At 68.9% G+C, this 20,850-nt stretch carries 17 protein-coding genes; 11 read left to right on the plus strand and 6 right to left on the minus strand.

Annotated features, from left to right (window positions below; genetic code table 11):
* Positions 1-8: 8 nt before the first annotated feature.
* Positions 9-239 carry a c-type cytochrome gene (locus WCD84_RS10425; RefSeq protein ID WP_343254039.1) on the minus strand — a complete coding sequence of 77 codons (231 nt, stop codon included), beginning with the start codon at positions 237-239 and terminating at the stop codon, positions 9-11.
* Between the two features lie 339 nt (positions 240-578).
* On the opposite strand from WCD84_RS10425, the gene WCD84_RS10430 reads away from it, so the two are divergent.
* Genes WCD84_RS10430 through WCD84_RS10440 form a run of 3 tightly spaced genes read left to right on the plus strand, consistent with a single transcriptional unit; the run spans position 579 to position 8,271 of the window.
* The gene (locus WCD84_RS10430) at positions 579-1,703 is read left to right on the plus strand and encodes an efflux RND transporter periplasmic adaptor subunit (protein WP_343281326.1); all 1,125 of its coding nucleotides are present in this window, start codon (positions 579-581) and stop codon (positions 1,701-1,703) included.
* Positions 1,703-5,191 (plus strand): efflux RND transporter permease subunit, encoded by a 3,489-nt coding sequence (locus WCD84_RS10435; RefSeq protein ID WP_343281327.1) that lies wholly within the window; start codon positions 1,703-1,705, stop codon positions 5,189-5,191. The genes WCD84_RS10430 and WCD84_RS10435 overlap by 1 nt, the downstream gene beginning before the upstream one ends.
* A complete protein-coding gene (locus WCD84_RS10440; RefSeq protein ID WP_343281328.1) occupies positions 5,188-8,271 on the plus strand; it encodes an efflux RND transporter permease subunit in 3,084 nt (1,027 codons plus the stop codon). The genes WCD84_RS10435 and WCD84_RS10440 overlap by 4 nt, the downstream gene beginning before the upstream one ends.
* Before the next feature lie 150 nt (positions 8,272-8,421).
* Here the strand turns inward: WCD84_RS10440 and WCD84_RS10445 are convergent, their stop codons facing one another.
* The 5 genes from WCD84_RS10445 to ykgO all read right to left on the minus strand — a co-directional run bounded on the left by WCD84_RS10445 (position 8,422) and on the right by ykgO (position 12,402).
* On the minus strand, positions 8,422-9,672 hold the full coding sequence (locus WCD84_RS10445; protein ID WP_343281329.1) for a TraB/GumN family protein: 1,251 nt from the start codon (positions 9,670-9,672) through the stop codon (positions 8,422-8,424).
* A 55-nt stretch (positions 9,673-9,727) separates the two neighbouring features.
* Positions 9,728-10,633, minus strand: a complete 906-nt coding sequence (locus WCD84_RS10450) for a carbon-nitrogen hydrolase (RefSeq protein ID WP_343281330.1) — start codon at positions 10,631-10,633, stop codon at positions 9,728-9,730.
* A gap of 61 nt (positions 10,634-10,694) precedes the next feature.
* Positions 10,695-11,726: an agmatine deiminase family protein gene (locus WCD84_RS10455; RefSeq protein ID WP_343281331.1), complete on the minus strand. Its 1,032-nt coding sequence runs from the start codon at positions 11,724-11,726 to the stop codon at positions 10,695-10,697.
* Positions 11,727-11,730: 4 nt separating this feature from the next.
* Entirely contained in the window at positions 11,731-12,057 is a 327-nt protein-coding gene (locus tag WCD84_RS10460; RefSeq protein ID WP_343281332.1) for a hypothetical protein, read from the minus strand.
* Positions 12,058-12,276: 219 nt separating this feature from the next.
* Positions 12,277-12,402 (minus strand): type B 50S ribosomal protein L36, encoded by a 126-nt coding sequence (gene ykgO / locus WCD84_RS10465; RefSeq protein WP_005409283.1) that lies wholly within the window; start codon positions 12,400-12,402, stop codon positions 12,277-12,279.
* A gap of 132 nt (positions 12,403-12,534) precedes the next feature.
* Between ykgO and cmk the strand changes: the two genes are divergently transcribed.
* The 8 genes from cmk (at position 12,535) to galU (ending at position 20,750) form a co-directional block, all read left to right on the plus strand.
* Complete coding sequence (gene cmk, locus WCD84_RS10470; protein ID WP_343254012.1) at positions 12,535-13,218, plus strand: (d)CMP kinase; 684 nt, start codon at positions 12,535-12,537, stop codon at positions 13,216-13,218.
* Positions 13,219-13,377: 159 nt separating this feature from the next.
* Positions 13,378-15,066, plus strand: a complete 1,689-nt coding sequence (rpsA, locus tag WCD84_RS10475) for a 30S ribosomal protein S1 (protein ID WP_343254011.1) — start codon at positions 13,378-13,380, stop codon at positions 15,064-15,066.
* A gap of 71 nt (positions 15,067-15,137) precedes the next feature.
* Entirely contained in the window at positions 15,138-15,440 is a 303-nt protein-coding gene (locus tag WCD84_RS10480; RefSeq protein ID WP_343254010.1) for an integration host factor subunit beta, read from the plus strand.
* A gap of 46 nt (positions 15,441-15,486) precedes the next feature.
* A complete protein-coding gene (locus WCD84_RS10485) occupies positions 15,487-15,741 on the plus strand; it encodes a LapA family protein (protein ID WP_343254009.1) in 255 nt (84 codons plus the stop codon).
* A 1-nt stretch (position 15,742) separates the two neighbouring features.
* On the plus strand, positions 15,743-16,921 hold the full coding sequence (gene lapB / locus WCD84_RS10490) for a lipopolysaccharide assembly protein LapB (protein ID WP_343254008.1): 1,179 nt from the start codon (positions 15,743-15,745) through the stop codon (positions 16,919-16,921).
* The gene (locus WCD84_RS10495) at positions 16,861-17,943 is read left to right on the plus strand and encodes a glycosyl transferase (RefSeq protein ID WP_343281333.1); all 1,083 of its coding nucleotides are present in this window, start codon (positions 16,861-16,863) and stop codon (positions 17,941-17,943) included. The genes lapB and WCD84_RS10495 overlap by 61 nt, the downstream gene beginning before the upstream one ends.
* A complete protein-coding gene (locus WCD84_RS10500; RefSeq protein WP_343281334.1) occupies positions 17,944-19,854 on the plus strand; it encodes a polysaccharide biosynthesis protein in 1,911 nt (636 codons plus the stop codon).
* A complete protein-coding gene (gene galU / locus WCD84_RS10505; protein WP_343281335.1) occupies positions 19,851-20,750 on the plus strand; it encodes a UTP--glucose-1-phosphate uridylyltransferase GalU in 900 nt (299 codons plus the stop codon). The genes WCD84_RS10500 and galU overlap by 4 nt, the downstream gene beginning before the upstream one ends.
* Positions 20,751-20,850: the final 100 nt, after the last annotated feature.

The following is a 20,850-nucleotide window of genomic DNA, read 5'->3' on the forward strand; positions in this document are numbered from 1 at the left end:
GGCGCGGCTCACTGCGTCAGGCCCGAAAGGAAGGCGGCGATGTCGGCGATGTCCTGGTCGGAGAAGCTCTGCGCCTGGACTTCCATGGTCGGATGCTTGCGCGTGCCGTTGCGGTACTCGGTAAGCGCGTTGACCAGGTATTCGCTGGACTGGCCGCCAATCCTTGGCACGTGGTAGTGCGGATAGGCGTTCTTGTAGCCTTCGATGCCGTGGCAGCCCACGCAGGTATAGGTGAGCATGCGGCCTGCGTCGGGCGTGCCCTCGGCGACGACCTGCTGCGCGAGCGCGGCGGGTGCGTGTACGGCGAAGGCAAGGGCAAGGCAGGCGGCGATCGGCAACGGTCGCATCATGTCGTGTTCCGCGTCCTGTAAAAGTTGAAGGAGGGGCCGGCGACGATTCCCCCGCCGTCGACCATCACCGCAGTATAGCGACCGAGCGGAGCGCTGTTAAAGCCGTCCGTGTCGCGGCGGTGCCACGCCGGCCCCGTCACATGCCATTGGGATGCATGACCTTCGGCGGATTCAGCCACCTGTCCCAGTGATGTACCTTCCTACCACACCATTCTGGCCCCATCTTCCATGTCCGCAATCCGTCCTCCTGTCCGACGTTCCTTCGCCGGCACCGCCGTCGCCCTGCTGGCCGCAACGCTCCTCCTCGCCGGCTGTGGGGGCCGTGCGGAAAGCGAGGCGGCGAAGGAGGGCGACGAGCCGCCACCGGTCACCGTGGAAGCAGTGGCGGCGGCACCGCGCGCGATGGCCGCGAGCTACAGCGGCAGCGCGTCGCTGGAGGCGCGCGCCGAGGCCCAGGTGGTCGCCAAGACCTCCGGCGTCGCGCTCCAGGTGCTGGTGGAAGAAGGCGACGTGGTGCGCGCGGGCCAGGTCCTGGTGCGCATCGATGCCGATCGCGCGCGGCTCAACCTGGCCCAGGTCGATGCCCAGGTGAAGAAGCTCGAGGCCAACTTCCGTCGCGCCAGCGAACTGGTGAAGGAGCAGATGGTCAGCGTCGGCGACCATGACCAGCTGCGCTACGACCTCGAGAACGCGCGCGCCACCTGGCGCCTGGCGCAGCTCGAACTGTCGTACACCAACGTCACCGCGCCGATCTCCGGCGTGGTCGCTTCGCGCTCGATCAAGCCGGGCAATTTCGTGCAGATCAACACGCCGATCATCCGCATCGTCGACAACTCGCGGCTCGAAGCCACGCTCAACGTGCCGGAGCGCGACCTGACCACGCTGCGCGAGGGCCTGCCGGTGCGAATGCAGGTCGATGCCCTGTCGGGTCGCCAGTTCGTGGGCGTGGTCGACCGGATCGCTCCGGTCGTCGATGCCGGCAGCGGCACCTTCCGCGTGGTCTGCGCCTTCGATCCGCACGACGGCGCCCTGCAGCCGGGCATGTTCGCGCGCATCGGCATCGACTACGACAACCGCGCCGCGGCGCTTGCAATCCCGCGCGGCGCGCTGCTCGAGGACGACGGCGAGCCCGCGGTCTACGCGGTCCGCGACGGCAAGGCGGTGCGCACCGCGATCACCACCGGCTATGTCGACGGCGACTACATCGAGGTCCGCGACGGACTGGTGGAAGGCGACCGGGTGGTCACCGCGGGCAAGATCGCGCTCCGCGACGGCAGCGCGGTGCAGGTGATCGGCGATGCGCCGGTTGAAGTGGCCGGTGCCGGCGACGACGCGAACGACGGGACGCAGTAATGGAGGGCCAGGGGAGGGAACACGACGGCGTGGACGGCACGCTGCGCGCCGACGGCCTGGTCGGCTTCTCGGTGCGCCGCCGGGTGACGGTGGCAATGGTGACGGTCAGCCTGCTCTTGTTCGGCCTGATCGCGCTCGGCAACCTCAAGGTCAACCTGCTGCCCGACATCAGCTACCCGACGCTGACCGTCCGCACGGAATACACCGGCGCCGCGCCGCAGGAAATCGAGACCCTGGTCAGCGAACCGGTGGAAGAGGCGCTGGGCGTGGTCAAGGGCGTGCGCAAGCTGCGCTCGGTCTCGCGCACCGGGCAGAGCGACGTGGTGCTGCAGTTCGCCTGGGGCACCGACATGGACCAGGCCAGCCTGGAGGTGCGCGACAAGCTCGACACCCTGGCGCTGCCGCTTGAGGTCGAGCCGCCGGTGCTGCTGCGCTTCAACCCCTCCACCGAGCCGATCCTGCGCCTGGCGCTGAGCGCCGGCGACGGCGACGGCGACGCGATCCGCCAGCTCACCCTGCTGCGCCGCTACGCCGACGACGACCTGAAGAAGAAGATCGAACCGGTGCCGGGCGTGGCCGCGGTCAAGGTCGGCGGCGGGCTCGAGGACGAGATCCAGGTGGAACTGGACGTGCAGGCGCTCGCGCGCATCGGCCTGTCGGTGGACGCGGTCGTGCAGCGCCTGCGCGAAGAGAACATCAACCTGTCGGGCGGGCGCCTGGAGCAGGGCACGCAGCGCTACCTGGTGCGCACGGTCAACCAGTTCGCGAGCGTCGACGAGATCCGCGGAATGCTGGTCGCCACGCAGGCGGGCGGGTCCGGCGGCGGCGGCGCCGACGAGGTGGCGCGCATCGCGGCCGCGTCCGGCGACGCGTCGGTGCTGGCCGCCGCGATGTCCGCGCAGAACGCCGCGGCATCATCCAACCGCGCCGTCGCCGACGGTCGCGCGGTGCGCCTGGGCGACGTGGCCGAAGTCCGCCAGGGCTACAAGGAGCGCGAGGCGATCATCCGCCTCGATGCACGCGAAGCGGTGGAGCTGGCGATCTACAAGGAGGGCGACGCCAACACCGTCGCCACCGCCGCGGCGGTCGAAGAGCGGCTGCAGCGCATCCGCAAGGAGCTGCCCGAGGGCGTGCGCCTGGACGTGGTCGACGACCAGGCACGCTTCATCCGCGCGGCGATCTCCGACGTGCGCACCGACGCAGTGCTCGGCGGCACGCTGGCGATCCTGATCATCTTCCTGTTCCTGCGCAGCGGCTGGAGCACCTTCGTGATCGGCGTGTCACTGCCGGTCTCGATCATCACCACGTTCTTCTTCATGGACCAGATGGGGCTCAGCCTCAACGTCATGTCGCTGGGCGGCCTGGCGCTGGCCACGGGCCTGGTGGTGGACGACTCGATCGTGGTCCTGGAAAGCATCGCCAAGGCGCGCGAGCGCGGGCTGGGCGTCCTTGACGCGGCGATTGCCGGCACCCGCGAAGTGAGCATGGCGGTCGTGGCCTCGACGCTGACGATCATCGCGGTGTTCCTGCCGCTGGTGTTCGTGGAGGGCATCGCCGGGCAGCTGTTCCGCGACCAGGCGCTGACCATCGCGCTGGCGGTGGGCATTTCGCTGGTGGTGGCGATGACCCTGATCCCGATGCTCAGCGCGCTGAAGTCGGAGGCGCCGATGGCCTTCCCGGAGGAGGCGCCGCATCCGGAGTGGCGGCCGACTTCCGCCTGGCAGCGGCCGTTCGCGTTCGTGGCGCGCTGGGCGGGCACGATCTTCCGCGCGATGGCATTCGGCATCGCGTGGCTGGCGATCCGCGCGGGCCGCTTGCTGACGGCGGTGGTGGGGCGTCCGATGGGTGCCGCGAGCCGCTTGGCCATGGCGCCCTACGACCGTGCCGAGCGCGGCTACATGCGCGTGCTGCCGGGTGCGCTCGCGCGGCCACGGCTGGTGCTGGCCGTGGCCGTGCTGGCCTTTGCGGCAAGCATGGCGATCGTGCCGACCCTGGGCACCGACCTGATCCCGCAGCTGGCGCAGGACCGGTTTGAAATGACCATGCGGCTGCCGCCGGGCACGCCGCTGCGCGAGACCGATGCGCTGATGCGTCGCGTGCAGCAGGCGCACGTGGATGACGAAGGCACGTCGGTGCTGTTCGGCGTCAGCGGCACCGGAACCCGGCTGGACGCGAACCCCACCGACAGCGGCGAGAACATCGGCCGCCTGTCCATCGTGATGGATGGCGGGGGCAGCGCCGAGGTCGAGGAACGGCTGACCCGGGGCCTGCGCGACACCATGCAGGGCGAGCCCGGGGTGCAGGTCGACTTCAGCCGGCCCGCGCTCTTCAGTTTCTCCAGCCCGCTGGAGATCGAGCTGCGCGGCCATGACCTGGACCAGCTCGCAGCCGCCGGCAGCCGCCTGGCTGCGCTGCTGCGCGGCAGCCCGCACTACGCCGACGTGAAGTCGACGGTGGAGCAGGGCGCGCCCGAGATCCGCATCGTCTTCGACCAGGAGCGCGCCGGGGCCATGGGCCTCACCACCCGCCAGGTGGCCGATGCAGTGGTCAACTCGGTGCGCGGCGAAGTGGCCACGCGCTACGATTTCCGCGACCGCAAGATCGACGTGCTGGTGCGCGCCCGCGAGTCGGAACGTGATTCGGTGCGCGCGATCCGCGATCTGATCGTGAACCCGGGCTCGGCGCAGCCGGTGCGCCTGTCCGCGGTCGCCGACGTCGTGGCCACCACCGGCCCGAGCGAGATCCATCGCGCGGACCTGGGGCGCGTGGCAGTGGTGTCGGCCAACCTGCGCGACATCGACCTCGGCGCCGCGGTCGACGAGGTGCGCGGCCTGGTGGCGGCCAACCCGCTGGGCGCGGGCATCGGCATGCACGTCGGCGGCCAGGGCGAGGAGCTCGCGGAGTCGCTGTCGTCGCTGCTGTTCGCCTTCGGCCTGGCGATCTTCATGGTCTACCTGGTGATGGCATCGCAGTTCGAGTCGCTGCTGCATCCCTTCGTGATCCTGTTCACCATCCCGCTGGCGATGGTGGGCGCGGTGCTGGCGCTGCTGCTGACCGGCAACACGATCTCGGTGGTGGTGTTCATCGGCCTGATCCTGATGGTCGGCCTGGTGGTGAAGAACGCGATCATCCTGATCGACAAGGTCAACCAGCTGCGCGAGGCCGGTGTGGCCAAGCGCGAGGCCCTGGTGGAGGGCGCGCGCTCGCGCCTGCGCCCAATCGTGATGACCACGCTGTCGACGCTGTTCGGCTTCATGCCGCTGGCGCTGGCCTTCGGCGAGGGCGCCGAGGTCCGTTCGCCGATGGCGGTGACGGTGATTGGCGGCCTGCTGGTGTCGACCCTGCTCACCCTGCTGGTGATCCCGGTGGTCTACGACCTGGTCGATCGTCGTGGCGACGCCTGGTATCTCGAGCGCGGGCGCCGCGCGCGGCTCGCTTCAGGTGGCGACGGCGACGGCGACGGTGGTGACCGGGGGCTGCCGGCGTGAGCGTCGCCGAGTTCAGCCTGCGGCGCCCGGTGACCACGGTGATGGTGTTCATATCGCTGGTGGTGGTCGGCTTGATCTCGGCGTTTCGCCTGCCGCTGGAGGCGCTGCCCGACGTGTCGGCGCCGTTCCTGTTCGTGCAGCTGCCGTACGAAGGCTCGAGTCCCGAAGAGGTGGAGCGGAACCTGCTGCGGCCGGCGGAAGAGGCGCTGGCGACGATGACCGGCATCAAGCGCATGCGTGGCCAGGCGAACGCCAACGGTGCGTCGGTGTTCCTGGAGTTCCGCGACTGGGAGCGCGACATCGCGATTACCGCGTCCGAGGCACGCGAGCGCCTGGACGCGATCCGCGACGAGCTGCCCGACGACTTCCGCCGCTACTTCGTCTTCAAGTGGTCCAGCGGCGACCAGGCGATCCTGCGCGTACGCCTGGCCGGTGACGCCGACATGTCGTCGTCGTACGACCTGCTGGACCGCCTGCTCAAGCGCAGGCTCGAGCGGGTGCCCGGGGTGGCGCGGGTCGAGATCAACGGTGCGCCGGCCAACGAAGTCGAAATCGCCATCGACCCCGACCGGCTCAACGCCCACGGCGTGGCCCTGAACACGCTGGCCCAGCGGCTGCAGACGGTGAATTTCTCGGTCTCGGCCGGGATGATCGAGGACGGCGGCGTGCGCCTGCGCGTGCAGCCGCAGGGCGAGATCACTGCGCTGGACCAGCTGCGCGAACTCGTCATCGATCCCAGCGGGCTGCGCCTTGGCGACATCGCCGAGGTGCACCTGAAGCCCGAGCGCATGGACTATGCGCGCCGCCTGGACGGGCGCAGCGCGGTGGGCCTCGAGGTCTACAAGGAGCGCGACGCCAACCTGGTCGAGGTCTCGACCACGGTGCTGGCCGAGATGCGCGCTGCCGCAAGCGAGCCGGGGCTTGAGGGCATCGACTTCAAGGTCATGCATGACATGGGCGAGGAGGTGACGAGTTCACTCATAGAGCTGGCCGAGGCTGGCGCCATCGGCCTGCTGCTGTCGATCGTGGTGCTGTTCTTCTTCCTGCGCCACTGGCCCTCGACGCTGATGGTGACGCTGGCGATCCCGATCTGTTTCATCATGACCCTGGGCTTCATGCACTTCTTCGGGGTCACGCTCAACGTGCTGAGCCTGATGGGCCTGCTGCTGGCGGTCGGCATGCTGGTCGACAACGCCGTGGTGGTGGTCGAGAGCATCTACCAGGAGCGCGAGCGCGACCCGGGCAATCCGGTGCGGGCGTCGCTCAACGGTACGAAGCACGTCGCGATCGCGCTCTCGGCCGGCACGCTGTGCCACTGCATCGTGTTCCTGCCCAACCTGCTGGGTGAAACCAACGACATCAGCATCTTCATGGCGCAGATCGCGATCACGATCTCGGTGTCGCTGCTGGCCTCGTGGCTGGTCGCGGTCAGCCTGATCCCGATGCTGTCGGCGCGGATGCGCACGCCGCCGGCGGTCGCCGCGAAGGGTGGCGCCATCCGCCGCCTGCAGGACCGCTACGCGCGCATGCTGCGCTGGTCGCTGGCGCACCGCGGCTGGAGCGTCTTCGGGATCATCCTGGTGGTGGCACTGAGCATGGTGCCCGCGACCCGGACCACCTTCGACATGTTCGGTGGCGGCGAACAGGGCGAGATCCAGCTCTACTACAAATGGAACGGCGGCTACACGCTGCCGCAGATGTCCGACGAAGTGCAGCGCGTCGAGGCCTTCCTGCAGGCGAACCGGAAGGAGTTCCGGATCACCCAGATCTACTCCTACTTCAGCGAGGGCGACGACGCCGGCACGATGATCACCTTCGAGGACGGCATCGCCGATCTCAAGCCGCTTTCCGAGGCGATCAGCAAGGCGCTGCCCAGCTCCGCGCGCGCCGAAATCGGCGTGTCGGGCCCGGGCGGGCAGGGCGGCGGTGGCGGCGGCATGGGCCAGAACGTCAGCGTGCAGCTGGTGGGCGACAGCGCGGCGGTCCTGCGCGAACTCGCCGCCGACGTGGTGCCGATGCTCGAGGCGCGGCCCGAGCTGCGCGACGTCCGCGTGGACGACGGCAACCGCAACGACGAGCTGGCCGTGCGCGTCGACCGCGAGCGCGCGGCGGCGTTCGGTTTCAGCGCCGAACAGGTGTCGTCGTTCGTGTCGATGGCGCTGCGCGGCACGCAGCTGCGTGAATTCCGGCGCGGCGAAAGCGAAGTGCCGGTGTGGGTCCGCTTCAGTGGCGCGCAGGACTACGGTCCCGCCAACGTCGCCTCGTTCATGGTGCGCTCGCCCGACGGCCGCCAGGTACCGCTTTCGGCGATGGTGAACATGGAGGTGGCCGCGTCTGCGGCGCAGATCTCGCGCCATGATCGCCAGACCGCGCTCGGCATCCAGGCCAACCTCGAGGGCGAGGCGACGATGGAGGAGGCGCGCAAGGGCATGGAGGACGTGCTGGAGGCGGTGTCGTTGCCGGCCGGCTACGGCCACACGTTCTCGGGCAGCGGTTTCGAGGAGGGCCAGCAGGCGATGAACCAGATGCTGTTCAACTTCGTGCTGGCGCTGGTGATGATCTACGTGGTGATGGCCGCGGTGTTCGAGTCGTTGCTGTTCCCGTCGGCGATCATGAGCTGCGTGCTGTTCTCGATCCTGGGCGTGTTCTGGCTGTTCTGGCTCACCGGCACCTCGTTCACGGTGATGGCCTTCATCGGCATCCTGGTGCTGATGGGCGTGGTGGTGAACAACGGCATCGTGATGGTCGAGCACATCAACAACCTGCGCCGCCGGGGCATGAACCGCACCGACGCCCTGGTCGAGGGCAGCCGCGAACGCCTGCGCCCGATCCTGATGACGATGGGCACCGCGATCCTGGCGATGGTGCCGATCTCGCTCAGCGAGACGGTGGTGCTGGGCGGCCTGGCGTATTCGCCGATGGCGCGCGCGGTGGCCGGCGGCCTGGCGTTCTCGACGGTGGTCAGCCTGCTGTTCCTGCCGACGATCTACGCGATCCTCGACGATCTTGCTGGGGGCACGTCGCGGCTGCTGCGGCGGGCGCGGCGGCGGCGCGGCGAAGCGGTAGTTGCGGCGGCCTGAGCGGCGGCGGTGATGGCAGCAGATCCGGCTGCGGTACCGGTTTGTCGGAGCGGCCATGGCCGCGATCGGGGTTGCCGGTTGGTGCGGTCGCAGCTATAGCTGCTCCTACTGTGGGAGCGGCCATGGCCGCGACTGGCGGGCGACGGGCGGTCAGCCGACCAGCTGGCCGAGCATGCGCAGGCCGCCCGTCCATACGCCGATGGCGGTGCCGAGACTGGTCAGGAAGAAGTTCAGCAGCACCCGTGCCACGCGGTTGCGCCACCAGCCGCGCGCGGTGTTGACGTCTTCGCGCAGGGCCATGAAGTCGTCGTAGGTCGGCTTGCGCAGGGCGGCCTCGACCACGGCGCTGACGGTGCCCGATGCCAGCGCAGGGTGCAGCGGCGTCAGCGGGGATGCGATGAACGCCGACAGGATGCTCAGCGGGTGGCCGCCCGCGATCGCGCAGCCCAGCGCGCCCAGACCGCCGGTGACCAGCACCCACTGCAGCACCAGGTCGGTGCCGACGTCGAAGCCGCCGCGCCAGAAGCCCCAGGCGAAGCCGCCGATCACGACCAGGCCGATGATCAGCTCCATCCACGGGATGCGGGACTTGGGCTTCACCTGCTCCAGCGTTCCACGGATCTCGGCCGGTGGCGCGGTGTCTTCGCGCAGGTGCGCGGCCAGGCCCTTGAGGTGGCCGGCGCCGACCACCGCCAGCACATTGCGCGCATCCGCCGGCGCGTCGCGCAGATTCGCGGCCATGTAGCGATCGCGTTCGGCGATGATCGCCTCGTAGAGCTCCGGCGTCTGGCCGGCGAATTCGGTGAAGCTGGATTCGAGCACGTCGCCCTGCTTCAGCCGTTCGATGTCCTCTTCACCCACTTCATCGCTCGACAGCAGCCCCATCAGCAGGCTGGCGCTGACCTTGGCGCGTCCCCACCAGCCCAGGCTCTGCATCGCGCGCTTGAAGGTCAGGCCGACATCGCGGTCGATGAGCTGCAGCGGCAGCCCGCGCGCATTGGCGTCGGCGGCCGCGGCCTTGAGCTCGGCGCCGGGCTCCACGCCCATCTGCTCGGCCAGGCGGCGCTGGTAGGCGGCCAGCGCGAGGTTGGCGGCGAACAGCGGGGTCTTGCCCTCGCGCAGCACCTTCACCAGGTCCAGGCTGCCCAGCGTCGCGGGATCGGTCATGGCCTTCAGGCGCTGCGCGTCCAGTTCGACGGCGATGGCGTCGTAGTCGCCGGTGGCGATCGCCGCGCGCACGGCGTCGACGCTGGCGCGCGATACGTGCGCGGTGCCGAGCAGGGTGTAGCGCACGCCGTCGCGCTCGACGATGGCATGCGGCTGGCTGGCGAGGTCGAAGCCGGTGGCAGCGGCATCGACGGATTCGATCCCGCCGGTGGCCGGGGTGGTGGTTTCAGTCATGGAAGTCCGGGTCGGGCGTGGCTGCGGCCGCGGCTGCGGCGCGCGCGTCAATCAGTCAGTCGCGGTAGCGGCGCAGCAGGTCGCCATAGGCGTCGATGCGGCGGTCGCGGAGGAAGGGCCAGATGCGTCGCACGTCCTCGCTGCGGCCCAGGTCGACTTCGCAGGCCAGCACGGTGGCGTCGCCACCGGCCTCGGCGATGAATTCGCCCTGCGGGCCAAGCACGTGGCTGTTGCCCCAGAAGTCGATGCCGGAAGCGCCGGTGCGATTGTCGGAAGCATGCGGCGACGGCTCGTGGCCGACGCGGTTGCAGGACAGCACCGGCAGCCCGTTGGCGACCGCGTGGCCGCGGTGGCTGAGGATCCAGGCGTCGCGCTGGCGCTGCTTCTCGTCCTGGTCGTCGGTGGGATCCCAGCCGATGGCGGTCGGGTAGAGCAGCAGTTCGGCACCCGCGAGCGCCATCAACCGCGCGGCTTCGGGATACCACTGGTCCCAGCACACCAGCACGCCCAGACGGCCGACCGAGGTGTCGATCGGTTCGAAGCCGAGGTCGCCGGGCGTGAAGTAGAACTTCTCGTGGAAGCCGGGATCGTCGGGGATGTGCATTTTGCGGTACTTGCCGGCGATGCTGCCGTCGGCGTCGAGCACCACCGCGGTGTTGTGGTACAGGCCGGTGGCGCGCTTCTCGAACAGCGAGCTGACCAGGACCACGCCGTGCTGCCTGGCCAGCGCCGACAGCCGCCCGGTGCTGGGCCCGGGAATCGTCTCGGCGAGGTCGAACTCATCGACCGACTCGTGCTGGCAGAAATACGACCCGTTGTGCAGCTCCTGCAGCACGACCAGCTTCGCGCCCTGGCGCGCGGCTTCGCCGACGCGGGCCTCGATCACCTCGAGGTTTTCCGCGGCACCGCCGTGGTTGCGTTCCTGGACGAGGGCGACGGGGAGCGTGTTGGTCTTCTTCATCGAGTGCAGGCCTGCAGCGGTGTTTCGTGGGCCGGCCATTGTAGGCCGGCGCTGCTGTCCGCTAGATGAGGCCGGCCGGCAGCTGCATGGAAATGCAGTGCAGGCTGCCGTTCTGCCAGATCAGTGCGCGGCAGGGCACCTGCACCACTTCGCGACCCGGATGGGCTTCGGCCAGCACCGCGGCGGCGAGGTCGTCGGCCGGGTCGTCATAGGCGGGCATCAGCACGGCGCCGTTGATCACCAGGTAGTTGGCGTAGCTGGCGGCGAGCCGGCGCCCGCGGTCGAGCACCGGCTGCGGCCAGGGCAGAGGGAACAGGCGGTAGGGGCGTCCGTCGGCGGTGCGCAGCACGGCGATCTCGGCGGCCATGGCCGAGAGTTCGGCATGGTGCGGGTCGGCGGGGTCGTCGCAGGCCTGGAAGACGATGGCGTCGTCCGGCGCGAAGCGGGCGAGGGTGTCGACGTGGGCGTCGGTGTCGTCGCCTTCGAGGTAGCCGTTCTCAAGCCACAGCACCCGGTCCTGGTGCAGCCAGTCGCGCAGCCGGGCGTCGAGTTCTTCACGCGGGACCTGGGGATGGCGCTCGTGCAGGCAGCGCCAGGTCGTCAGGAGAGTGCCCTGGCCGTCGGTTTCTATACCGCCGCCTTCCAGAGCAAAATCAACAACTTGCACAGAACTTTGAATGAAGATTCCAGTTTCGTCCAGGCGCTGCACAAGGCGGTCGTCCTCGCCGGCCTCGAACTTCCCGCCCCAGCCGGTGAAGCGGAAATCGAGCAGCCTGAAGCCTTCCCCGGCCCGGAGCGTGATCGGGCCGGTATCGCGCAGCCAGGTGTCGTTGTAGGGCAGGGCGATGAAGCCGACCCGCGCCATGTCGATCCGGTTGGAGGCCAGCCTGGCGCGGGCGTAGGCCTCGACGTCGTCATCGGCCACGCAGATGAGCACCCGCTGGAAGCGGGTGATCGCGGCCACGTGGGCGATGTAGGTCTCCTCGACCTCGCCCAGGCGCTCGGCCCAGTCGGTGCCGGCGTGCGGCCACGCCAGCAGGATCGCGGACTGGGGCTCCCACTCCGCGGGGAAACGCAGGGTCTTGGGGGTCATCGGCTCAGCGGATCGGCGGCTTGGGCCCGGTCTCGACCGCGGTGGCCTGGTTGGCGACGGCGTCGATCACCCGGCTGTTCTCGAAGTAGACGGTGAAGGCCGGATAGACCCAGCGGTTGATGGTCGGCCACTGGCTTTTCTGTCCGCCGCGCGGGTCGAGGCGTTCGGCGGGGGCGCCGAAGCGGGCCTCGACCGCGGACATGGCCATGCCGCGGCTGGGCAGCGCGACGCCGGCTTCCTGCTGGACGCGATCGATCAGCAGGGTGTCGGCGCTGGCGCCGCCGGCGGCGGCAAGCAGGGCGGCGGTGGTCAGTGCAAGGAACAGGCGCATGTCGGATCTCCCCGGTGACGCTGCACGGACTGCAGCCGCAGCGGTTTTAGCAGATCGCGCGTGCCGGCAGTGGGCACGGGCGAAGAAGCGGGCGGGCGGTCACGCCGCATGGGTGTCCCGGTCCCGGGCCGAAAACGCGAAAGGCCGCATCGCTGCGGCCTTCCAGGGCGTTCGGACGAACGTGGCATGCAGCGCACGCCGGTCGCCCTGGCGCGCAGCTCAGCGCTGGCGGGCCTTGAAACGCGGGTTCGACTTGCAGATCACGAAGATCTTGCCGCGACGACGAACGACCTTGCAGTCGCGGTGACGGGCCTTCGCCGACTTCAGGGAGGACAGGACCTTCATGACAAACCTCGAAAAAATGGTTGGGACAAAACAAGCCCGCAATTCTAGCGGGTATTGACGTCGCGGATCAAGTGCTTGCGGGCCCGCGGGCGCCGGCCGGTCTAGAATGGCCACCCCCTCCCGGAGCCTGCCATGACCGACGCCGCCATCCCCGTACTCACCATCGATGGCCCCTCTGGCTCGGGCAAGGGCACGATCAGCCGCGCGGTAGCCAAGCGGCTGGGCTGGAACTACCTCGATTCCGGCGCGCTGTATCGCGCGGTCGGCGTGGCCGCAGGCTGGGCCGACCTCGACCTGGACGACGCCGGAGCCCTGGTCCGCTGCGCCTTCGACACCGAGATCGGCTTCCGCGACAGCGCCGACGGCGAGCCGCGGGTGCTGGTCAACGGCAATGATGCCACCGACGAACTGCGCACCGAGACCGCGGGCGCCGCCGCCTCGGCGATCGCCGCCATCCCCGAGGTGCGCTCGGCGCTGACGGAGCGCCAGCGGGCCTTCCGCCGGGCACCGGGCCTGGTGGCCGACGGCCGCGACATGGGCACGGTGATCTTCCCCGATGCCGCAACCAAGGTGTTCCTCACCGCAAGCGCCGAGGAACGCGCGGAAAGACGCTATAAACAGTTGAAGGACAAGGGGGTTTCCGTTACATTGGCCGGTCTGCTGCGGGAGATTCTTGCCCGCGACGCGCGCGATGCCAGCCGCGCGGTGGCACCGCTGCGACCGGCCGAAGGCGCCGTCCGCATCGACACCACCGCCCAGGGCATCGATGCCGTGGTCGCACGCGTCCTGGCCCTGGTGCCCGGTGGCGCGGCCTGACCTTCCGTAGCAGGTGGCCCCGCGCAGCATCCGCCGCGCGGATTTTCCTTTTCCAACCAGCACTCACGGCAAGGCGCAATCCCGCGCACGCCGACAACGGGTGGACCGATGGCCCGCGCACGCGGCCCCGGTCTGTTTCATCAACAGAGTATTTTTCCAATGACCGAATCATTCGCAGAACTGTTCGAACAGAGCGAGGCCCACCTGGCCAAGCTGAAGCCGGGCTCCATCGTCACCGGCACCGTGATCCAGGTGCGTACCGACGTGGTCGTCATCAACGCCGGCCTCAAGTCCGAAGGCATCGTGCCGATCGAACAGTTCCGTAACGACGCCGGCGAGATCGACGTCGCCGAGGGCGACATCGTCAAGGTCGCGCTCGACTCCCTCGAGAACGGCTTCGGCGAGACCGTGCTGTCGCGCGAGAAGGCCAAGCGCGCCATGGTGTGGGACGAGCTCGAGGAAGCCCTCGAGAAGAACGAAACCGTCACCGGCCGCATCAGCGGCAAGGTCAAGGGCGGCTTCACCGTCGACATCAAGGACGTCCGCGCGTTCCTGCCCGGTTCGCTGGTCGATGTGCGCCCGGTGCGCGACCCGGTGTACCTGGAAGGCAAGGAGCTCGAGTTCAAGCTCATCAAGCTCGACCGCAAGCGCAACAACGTGGTCGTCTCCCGCCGTGCGGTGGTCGAGAGCGAGCATTCGGAAGAGCGCGAGCAGCTGATGGAGAAGCTGGTCGAGGGCGCCGTGCTGAAGGGCGTGGTCAAGAACCTCACCGACTACGGCGCGTTCGTGGACCTCGGCGGCATCGACGGCCTGCTGCACATCACCGACATGGCCTGGAAGCGCGTGCGCCATCCGTCCGAAGTCGTTGAAGTCGGCGCCGAGCTCGACGTCCGCGTGCTCAAGTACGACCGCGAGCGCAACCGCGTCAGCCTGGGCCTCAAGCAGCTGGGCGAGGATCCGTGGGACAACATCGCCCGCCGCTACCCGTCCAACACCCGCGTGTTCGGCAAGGTCTCCAACGTCACCGATTACGGCGCGTTCGTCGAGATCGAGCCGGGCGTCGAAGGCCTGGTGCACGTGTCCGAGATGGACTGGACCAACAAGAACGTCAACCCGCAGAAGGTCGTGCAGGTCGGTGACGAGCTCGAGGTCATGGTGCTGGACGTCGACGAAGAGCGTCGCCGCATCTCGCTGGGCATCAAGCAGGTCACGTCCAACCCGTGGGAGACCTTCGCGGCCATCCACAAGAAGGGCGACAAGGTCGACGGCCAGATCAAGTCGATCACCGACTTCGGCATCTTCATCGGCCTGGACGGCGGCATCGACGGCCTGATCCACCTGTCCGACATGAGCTGGGCCACCACCGGTGAAGACGTGGCGCGCGAGCTGAAGAAGGGCGACACGCTGGAAGCCGTGGTGCTTGCGGTGGACCCCGAGCGCGAGCGCATCAGCCTGGGCGTCAAGCAGCTGGAGCAGGATCCGTTCGGCCAGTTCATGGCCGCCAACCCGCGTGGCTCGAAGGTCACCGGCACGGTGAAGGAAGTCGACGCCAAGGGCGCGGTGATCGAGCTTGCCGACGGCGTCGAGGGCTACGTGATGGCGCGCGACATCTCCGACGAGCGCGTCGAAGACGCCAGCCAGCACCTGAAGGTCGGCGATTCGATCGAAGCCAAGTTCACCGGCATGGATCGCAAGGGCCGCACCCTGCAGCTGTCGATCAAGGCGAAGGACGAGGCCGAGGTGGCCGATACCCTGGCCGAGTACAACCGCGCTTCGGCCGATGCCTCCAGCGGCACCACCAAGCTGGGCGCGCTGCTGCGCGAGCAGCTCGGCGGCAAGTCCGAGTAATACCGCAGTAACCGGCGGCGGCCTGGGTCAAACCAGGCCGCCATCGGCTGTCCGACGCCAGCCAGGGCACCATGACCAAGTCTGAACTCATCGAAATCCTCGCCCAGCGCCAGGGGCACCTGAAGGCCGACGACGTCGATCTTGCGGTGAAGTCGCTGCTGGAGGTGATGGGAGGCGCTTTGGCCAACGGCGAGCGCATCGAGGTCCGGGGGTTTGGCAGTTTTTCGCTGCACTACCGCCCGCCGCGCACCGGCCGCAATCCCAAGACCGGCGAAGCCGTCGCGCTGCCGGGCAAGCACGTTCCCCATTTCAAGCCCGGCAAGGAGCTTCGCGAGCGCGTCAGCGACGTCATGCCGCTGCCGACCGAAGACTGAAGCATTTGCTGACTGCAGGCCACGGGCTCGGCTAAGCTAGCCGCCCATGCGCCCGATTCGCATCCTCATCGCCATGCTGTGCCTCGTCACGGGCGTTGCAGTGGGCGCACTCAATCCCCAGGTGGTCCAGGTCGACTTCGGCCTTGTCGTGCTGCGGCCCACGCTTGGCGTGGCCCTGCTGGCAACCCTGCTGCTTGGCGTCATCGCCGGTGGACTGGCAATCATGGTTTCGGTGGTCCTGCCGCTGCGCCAGCGCCGGCGCCGGGAAGCCGCCGGCCCCAATGCAACGGACGCGAACTGACATGGCTTTCGTCACCGAGTGGTTCTGGTTCTTCCTGCTGCTGCCGATCGCCGCGCTCAGCGGATGGGTGATCGGGCGCCGCGGTGGCGAACGTCACAGCGACAGCCAGGTCAGCAAGCTCTCCACCACGTATTTCCGCGGCCTGAACTACCTGCTCAACGAGCAGCCGGACAAGGCGATCGAGCTGTTCCTGCACATCGCCGAACTCGACAAGGAAACGTTCGAGACCCAGGTCGCGCTGGGCCACCTGTTCCGCCGCCGCGGCGAGGTCGACCGTGCGATCCGGCTGCACCAAGGCCTGGTCCAGCGCCCCGACCTCAACGACCAGCAGAAGGTGCAGGCGCTGCTGGCGCTGGGCGAAGACTATATGCGTTCGGGCCTGCTCGATCGCGCCGAGACCGTGTTCACCGAACTTGCCGCCATCGACCAGCGTGCGCCGCAGGCGCTGCGGCACCTGATCGACATCTACCAGGCCGAACGTGACTGGCCGAAGGCGATCGAGAACGCCACCCGCTACGAACAGGTGACCGGCGAGCCGATGGGCAAGCTGATCGGACAGTTCGAATGCGAGCTTGCCGAGCGCCTGCGCGCCGGGGGCGACCGCGATGGCGCACGCCAGGCGGTGGTGCGCGCGTATGCCGCGGACTCGACATCGGTACGCGCCGGCATGCTCGAGGGCCGGCTTGAGCTTGACGCCGGCAACGACGCCGCCGCCATCCGCGCGTACGAGCGCGCGGCGCGTCACGATCCGGACTACCTGCCCGAAATCCTCCCGCCGCTGCGCTCGGCATACGACCGCGTCGGCGACTCTCCCGGCGCACGCGCGTTCCTGACCGAGATGAGCGAGCACTACCGGGGCGTCGCTCCCGTCCTCGCGCTGACCCGGCTGGTCGAAGCGGAAGAGGGGGTTCCGGCAGCCCGGCGTTTCCTGGCCGAACAGCTCAAGGACCGCCCCTCGGTTCGCGGCGAGGCCGCCCTGATCGACCTGACGCTGGCCGAAGGCGGCCACGAAGCCACCACGCTGCAGGACCTGCGCCACATCACCGACCAGTTGCTCGTGCGCAACCCCGCGTATCGCTGCAACCGCTGCGGCTTCGGGGCGCGCAGCCACCATTGGCAATGCCCTTCCTGCAAGGAATGGGGCAGCATCAAGCCCTTGCTGAACTACGCCGTGGTCTGATGGCGCAGCTCGACTGGACAAGCACGCTGCCGTGGCTGGCGATGGCTGCCACGGTGGCAGCGGCGGGGGCATGGCTGGCGAGGCGCCACGCGCTTCGCCACGGCCTGCTCGACATGCCGGGGGAGCGCCGCAGCCACGAGGTGCCGACTCCGCGCGGAGGCGGCATCGGTATCGCGGTCGCGTGGCTGCTGGCCTGCGTCGCGCTGGCGGCGGAAGGCCGACTGCCCGGCCCCCTCGCTGCGGCCGCCGTGGCCGGGGTGCTGCTCGTGGGCGGTGCCGGTTATATCGACGATCACCGACCACTGTCGCCCTGGTGGCGGCTTGCGGCCCATCTGGTCGCGGGGCTGGCCCTGGCCGCGGGGCTCGTGGCTGCCGGTGGCGCGGCCTGGCTTGCGGCCGCGGCGCTGCTGGCGGTCCCGGTCCTGGTCAACGTCTGGAACTTCATGGACGGAATCGACGGCCTGGCCACCAGCCAGGGGGCGCTCGTGGCGGTTGGATTCGCGCTGCTGTCCAGCGACCCCGGAGCGGCACTCGCCGCCCTGGGGCTTGCCGCCGCATGCCTGGGCTTCCTGCCTTTCAATTTCCCGCGGGCGACGATCTTCCTCGGCGATGTCGGCAGTGGAGTCCTCGGCTTCGCGCTGGCGGTGCTGGCCGTCCTGCTCCTGCTCCCGGAGCGCACGGCGGAGGGCGCAGGCCTGGTGCCGCTGGTCTTCCTTCCGCTCTCGGCCTTCCTCATTGACGCGGCGTTGACGCTGGCAAGGCGCATCGTCCGCCGCGAGCGCTGGTGGTCGGCGCACGTCGGGCACGCGTACCAGCGCCTGGCGGCCGCCCGCGGGTCGCATGTACCGGTCACCTTGCTCTATGGTGCGTGGACCCTGGCAGCCGTAGTCATGGCCAGCGCGGCGGAGGGACACGGCGTCACGATCGGACTGGCGTTGGCAGTGATCTGCGTCGTGACCGGGACACTGGCCTGGCATGCCATCACTAACGCCGACCACATCAGGAAAAGGAATGCCCGCTAGATGATCAGCTTGAGCGACCGCGTCAGGACAGGCCTGCCGCGTGCTTCGGTGGTGGTGCATGACCTGCTCATGGTCTGGGCGGCATGGGCGGGGCTCAACTATTTCCGGCATTCCGCACTCGACCAGGCGGCGGTTGCACCGTTGCTGTCGCCGGAGATGCTGCTGATCCTGATCGTGCAGGGACTGATCTTCTGGCAGGTCGGCCTGTACCGCGGGGTCTGGCGGTTCGCGAGCATTCCCGACCTGGTCAACATCATCAAGGCGAGCCTGTTCGGGTTGCTGGCGATCCTGCCGCTGCTGTTCTTCGTCTTCGACCGCGCCGGCCAGGTTTCGCGCACGGTGATGCTGGCCTATCCAGTCGTGCTGTCGGCGCTGCTGGGCATGCCCAGGCTGCTGTACCGGGCGTGGAAGGACCACGGCAACGAGCGGACCGACAAGGCGGCGCTGCGGGTACTCATCCTCGGCGCGGGCCAGGCAGGCGAAGCGCTGGTCCGCGACCTGCGGCGGGTCGGCGCCTACCAGCCGGTCGGCTTCCTCGACGATGCCGCCAAGCTGCGCGGCAGCTATCTGCAAGGCCTGCCGGTACTGGGACGCATCGATGACGTCGTGCGCATCGCGCCGGAAACCGCGGCCAAGCTGCTGGTGATCGCGATGCCGTCGCTGGATGCGACCGCCATGCGCCGCGTCGTCGCCGCCTGCGAACGCACCGGGCTGCCGTTCCGCACCGTGCCGCGGCTCAATGACCTGCTCGAGGGCCGGTCGCTGCCGGGCGAGCTCAAGGAGGTCGCCATCGAGGACCTGCTGGGCCGCAAGCCGGTCACACCCGACTGGAAGGCGATCCGCGGCTGGCTGGGCGGGCGCAGCGTGCTGGTCACCGGTGCCGGTGGCTCGATCGGCGCGGAGCTGTGCCGCCAGTGCGCGCGCCACGGGGCGCGGCAGATCACCCTGATCGAGATCGACGAGCTGGCCCTTGCGACCACCCAGAGCGAGCTGCGCCGCGACTTCCCGCAGATCGATTGCCTGCCGGTGCTCGGCGACTGCGGCGATCCGGCCGTGATCCGCCACGCCCTGTCGCTGTCGCCGCCGGAAGCGGTGTTCCATGCGGCCGCCTACAAGCAGGTACCGGTCCTTGAGGGACAGCTGCGCGAGGCGGTGCGCAACAACGTCCTGGCCACGGCCACGGTCGCGCGCGAGGCAAACGCCGCGGGCGTAGGTACCTTTGTCCTGATCTCCACCGACAAGGCCGTCGATCCGGTCAACGTGCTTGGTGCGACCAAGCGCCTGGCCGAGATGGTCTGCCAGGCGATGACGGGGGTCGAAGGCACGCGCTTTGTCACCGTGCGCTTCGGCAACGTGCTTGATTCGGCAGGCAGCGTGGTGCCGCTGTTCCGCGAGCAGATCCGCCAGGGCGGGCCGGTCACGGTGACCGACCCGGAGGTCACGCGCTACTTCATGACCATCCCCGAGGCCTGCCAGCTGATCCTGCAGGCGGTCGCGATCGGTTCGCTGCAGGCCGTCTACACCCTGGACATGGGCGAGGCGGTGTCGATCCGCCTGCTCGCCGAACAGATGATCACCCTGGCAGGCAAGCAGCCGGGGCGCGACATCGCGGTGGTCTATACCGGCCTGCGCCCGGGCGAGAAGCTGCACGAAACCCTGTTCCACTCCGAGGAGCGCTACCGGCCCACGGCGCATCCCAAGATCCTGCAGGCCGAGGCGCGCAGCGTGGCCGGCGACCGCATCGAGTCCGCGCTCGCCAAATTGCACGAAGCGGTGGCAAGTTACGATATCGACACCCTTGGCAGGGTGCTGCGCGAGTCGGTGCCGGAGTTCGCGCCGCTGGCGGCGGATTCGGGGCCGCGGGCGGCAACCGTGGTCGCATTTCCAGCAAGGAACGCAAGAAGGACATGACACAACGCATTCGCAAGGCCGTATTCCCCGTGGCGGGCCTGGGCACCCGGTTCCTGCCCGCCACCAAGACCGTTCCCAAGGAGATGCTGCCGATCGTCGATCGCCCGCTCATCCAGTACGCGGTCGACGAGGCAATCGACGCAGGCTGCGACACCCTGGTGTTCGTCACCAATCGCTACAAGCACGCCGTGGCCGACTATTTCGACAAGGCCTACGAGCTGGAGCAGAAGCTCGAGGCGTCGGGCAAGCTGGAGCTGCTGGAGGTCGTGCGCAACGTGCTCCCGGCCGGGGTCCAGGCGATCTTCGTGACCCAGACCGAAGCCCTCGGCCTGGGCCACGCCGTGCTGTGTGCCAAGCCGGTGGTGGGCGACGAACCGTTCGCGGTGATCCTGCCCGACGACCTGATCTGGAACCGCGACGGGCCGGGCGCACTGCGGCAGATGGCCGACCTGGCCGAAGCCAGCGGCGCCAGCGTGATCGCGACCCAGGCGGTGGCCGCGGAGCAGGTCTCCAGCTATGGCATCGTGGCGACGGGCGAGTTCAGCGATCGCCAGGGGCCGGTTACCGCGATCGTCGAGAAGCCGGCGCCTGCCGATGCTCCGAGCAACCTCGCCGTGGTCGGACGCTACGTGCTGTCGCCGCGCATCTTCGGGTTGCTCGAAACCACCAGGCCGGGCGCCGGTGGCGAGATCCAGCTCACCGACGCAATATCCGTGCTGCTCGCCGAAGAGCAGGTGCTGGCCTATCGTTTCCAGGGCACGCGCTTCGATTGCGGCACCCACCTCGGGCTGATCGAAGCCACGATCAGGCACGCGCTGGACCATGAAAAGCTCAGTGAGTCGGCCCAGGGCTTCATGCGCGACGCGCTGGCCGAGCTGGGCGTGGTGGATTCATAAGGTGCGTCCGACAGGTGACATTGTCGGGAGCGCAGGGGTATATTCAGATGGTCAGGACGGGTGCGGGTTACGTGCCCCTGATCGCTTGACAGCACATCAC

Source organism: Luteimonas changyuni, from assembly GCF_039548395.1.
Taxonomy (GTDB): domain Bacteria; phylum Pseudomonadota; class Gammaproteobacteria; order Xanthomonadales; family Xanthomonadaceae; genus Luteimonas.

Coding starts and splice junctions, on each gene's coding strand:
- WCD84_RS10495 (WP_343281333.1), top strand. CDS start 16,861: ATGCCCTTCCTGCAAGGAATGGGGCAGCATCAAGCCCTTGCTGAACTA.
- WCD84_RS10480 (WP_343254010.1), top strand. CDS start 15,138: ATGACCAAGTCTGAACTCATCGAAATCCTCGCCCAGCGCCAGGGGCAC.
- WCD84_RS10485 (WP_343254009.1), top strand. CDS start 15,487: ATGCGCCCGATTCGCATCCTCATCGCCATGCTGTGCCTCGTCACGGGC.
- WCD84_RS10450 (WP_343281330.1), bottom strand. CDS start 10,633: ATGAAGAAGACCAACACGCTCCCCGTCGCCCTCGTCCAGGAACGCAAC.
- WCD84_RS10460 (WP_343281332.1), bottom strand. CDS start 12,057: ATGCGCCTGTTCCTTGCACTGACCACCGCCGCCCTGCTTGCCGCCGCC.
- cmk (WP_343254012.1), top strand. CDS start 12,535: ATGACCGACGCCGCCATCCCCGTACTCACCATCGATGGCCCCTCTGGC.
- rpsA (WP_343254011.1), top strand. CDS start 13,378: ATGACCGAATCATTCGCAGAACTGTTCGAACAGAGCGAGGCCCACCTG.
- WCD84_RS10500 (WP_343281334.1), top strand. CDS start 17,944: ATGATCAGCTTGAGCGACCGCGTCAGGACAGGCCTGCCGCGTGCTTCG.
- lapB (WP_343254008.1), top strand. CDS start 15,743: ATGGCTTTCGTCACCGAGTGGTTCTGGTTCTTCCTGCTGCTGCCGATC.
- WCD84_RS10455 (WP_343281331.1), bottom strand. CDS start 11,726: ATGACCCCCAAGACCCTGCGTTTCCCCGCGGAGTGGGAGCCCCAGTCC.
- WCD84_RS10435 (WP_343281327.1), top strand. CDS start 1,703: ATGGAGGGCCAGGGGAGGGAACACGACGGCGTGGACGGCACGCTGCGC.
- WCD84_RS10425 (WP_343254039.1), bottom strand. CDS start 239: ATGCTCACCTATACCTGCGTGGGCTGCCACGGCATCGAAGGCTACAAG.
- WCD84_RS10430 (WP_343281326.1), top strand. CDS start 579: ATGTCCGCAATCCGTCCTCCTGTCCGACGTTCCTTCGCCGGCACCGCC.
- galU (WP_343281335.1), top strand. CDS start 19,851: ATGACACAACGCATTCGCAAGGCCGTATTCCCCGTGGCGGGCCTGGGC.
- WCD84_RS10445 (WP_343281329.1), bottom strand. CDS start 9,672: ATGACTGAAACCACCACCCCGGCCACCGGCGGGATCGAATCCGTCGAT.
- ykgO (WP_005409283.1), bottom strand. CDS start 12,402: ATGAAGGTCCTGTCCTCCCTGAAGTCGGCGAAGGCCCGTCACCGCGAC.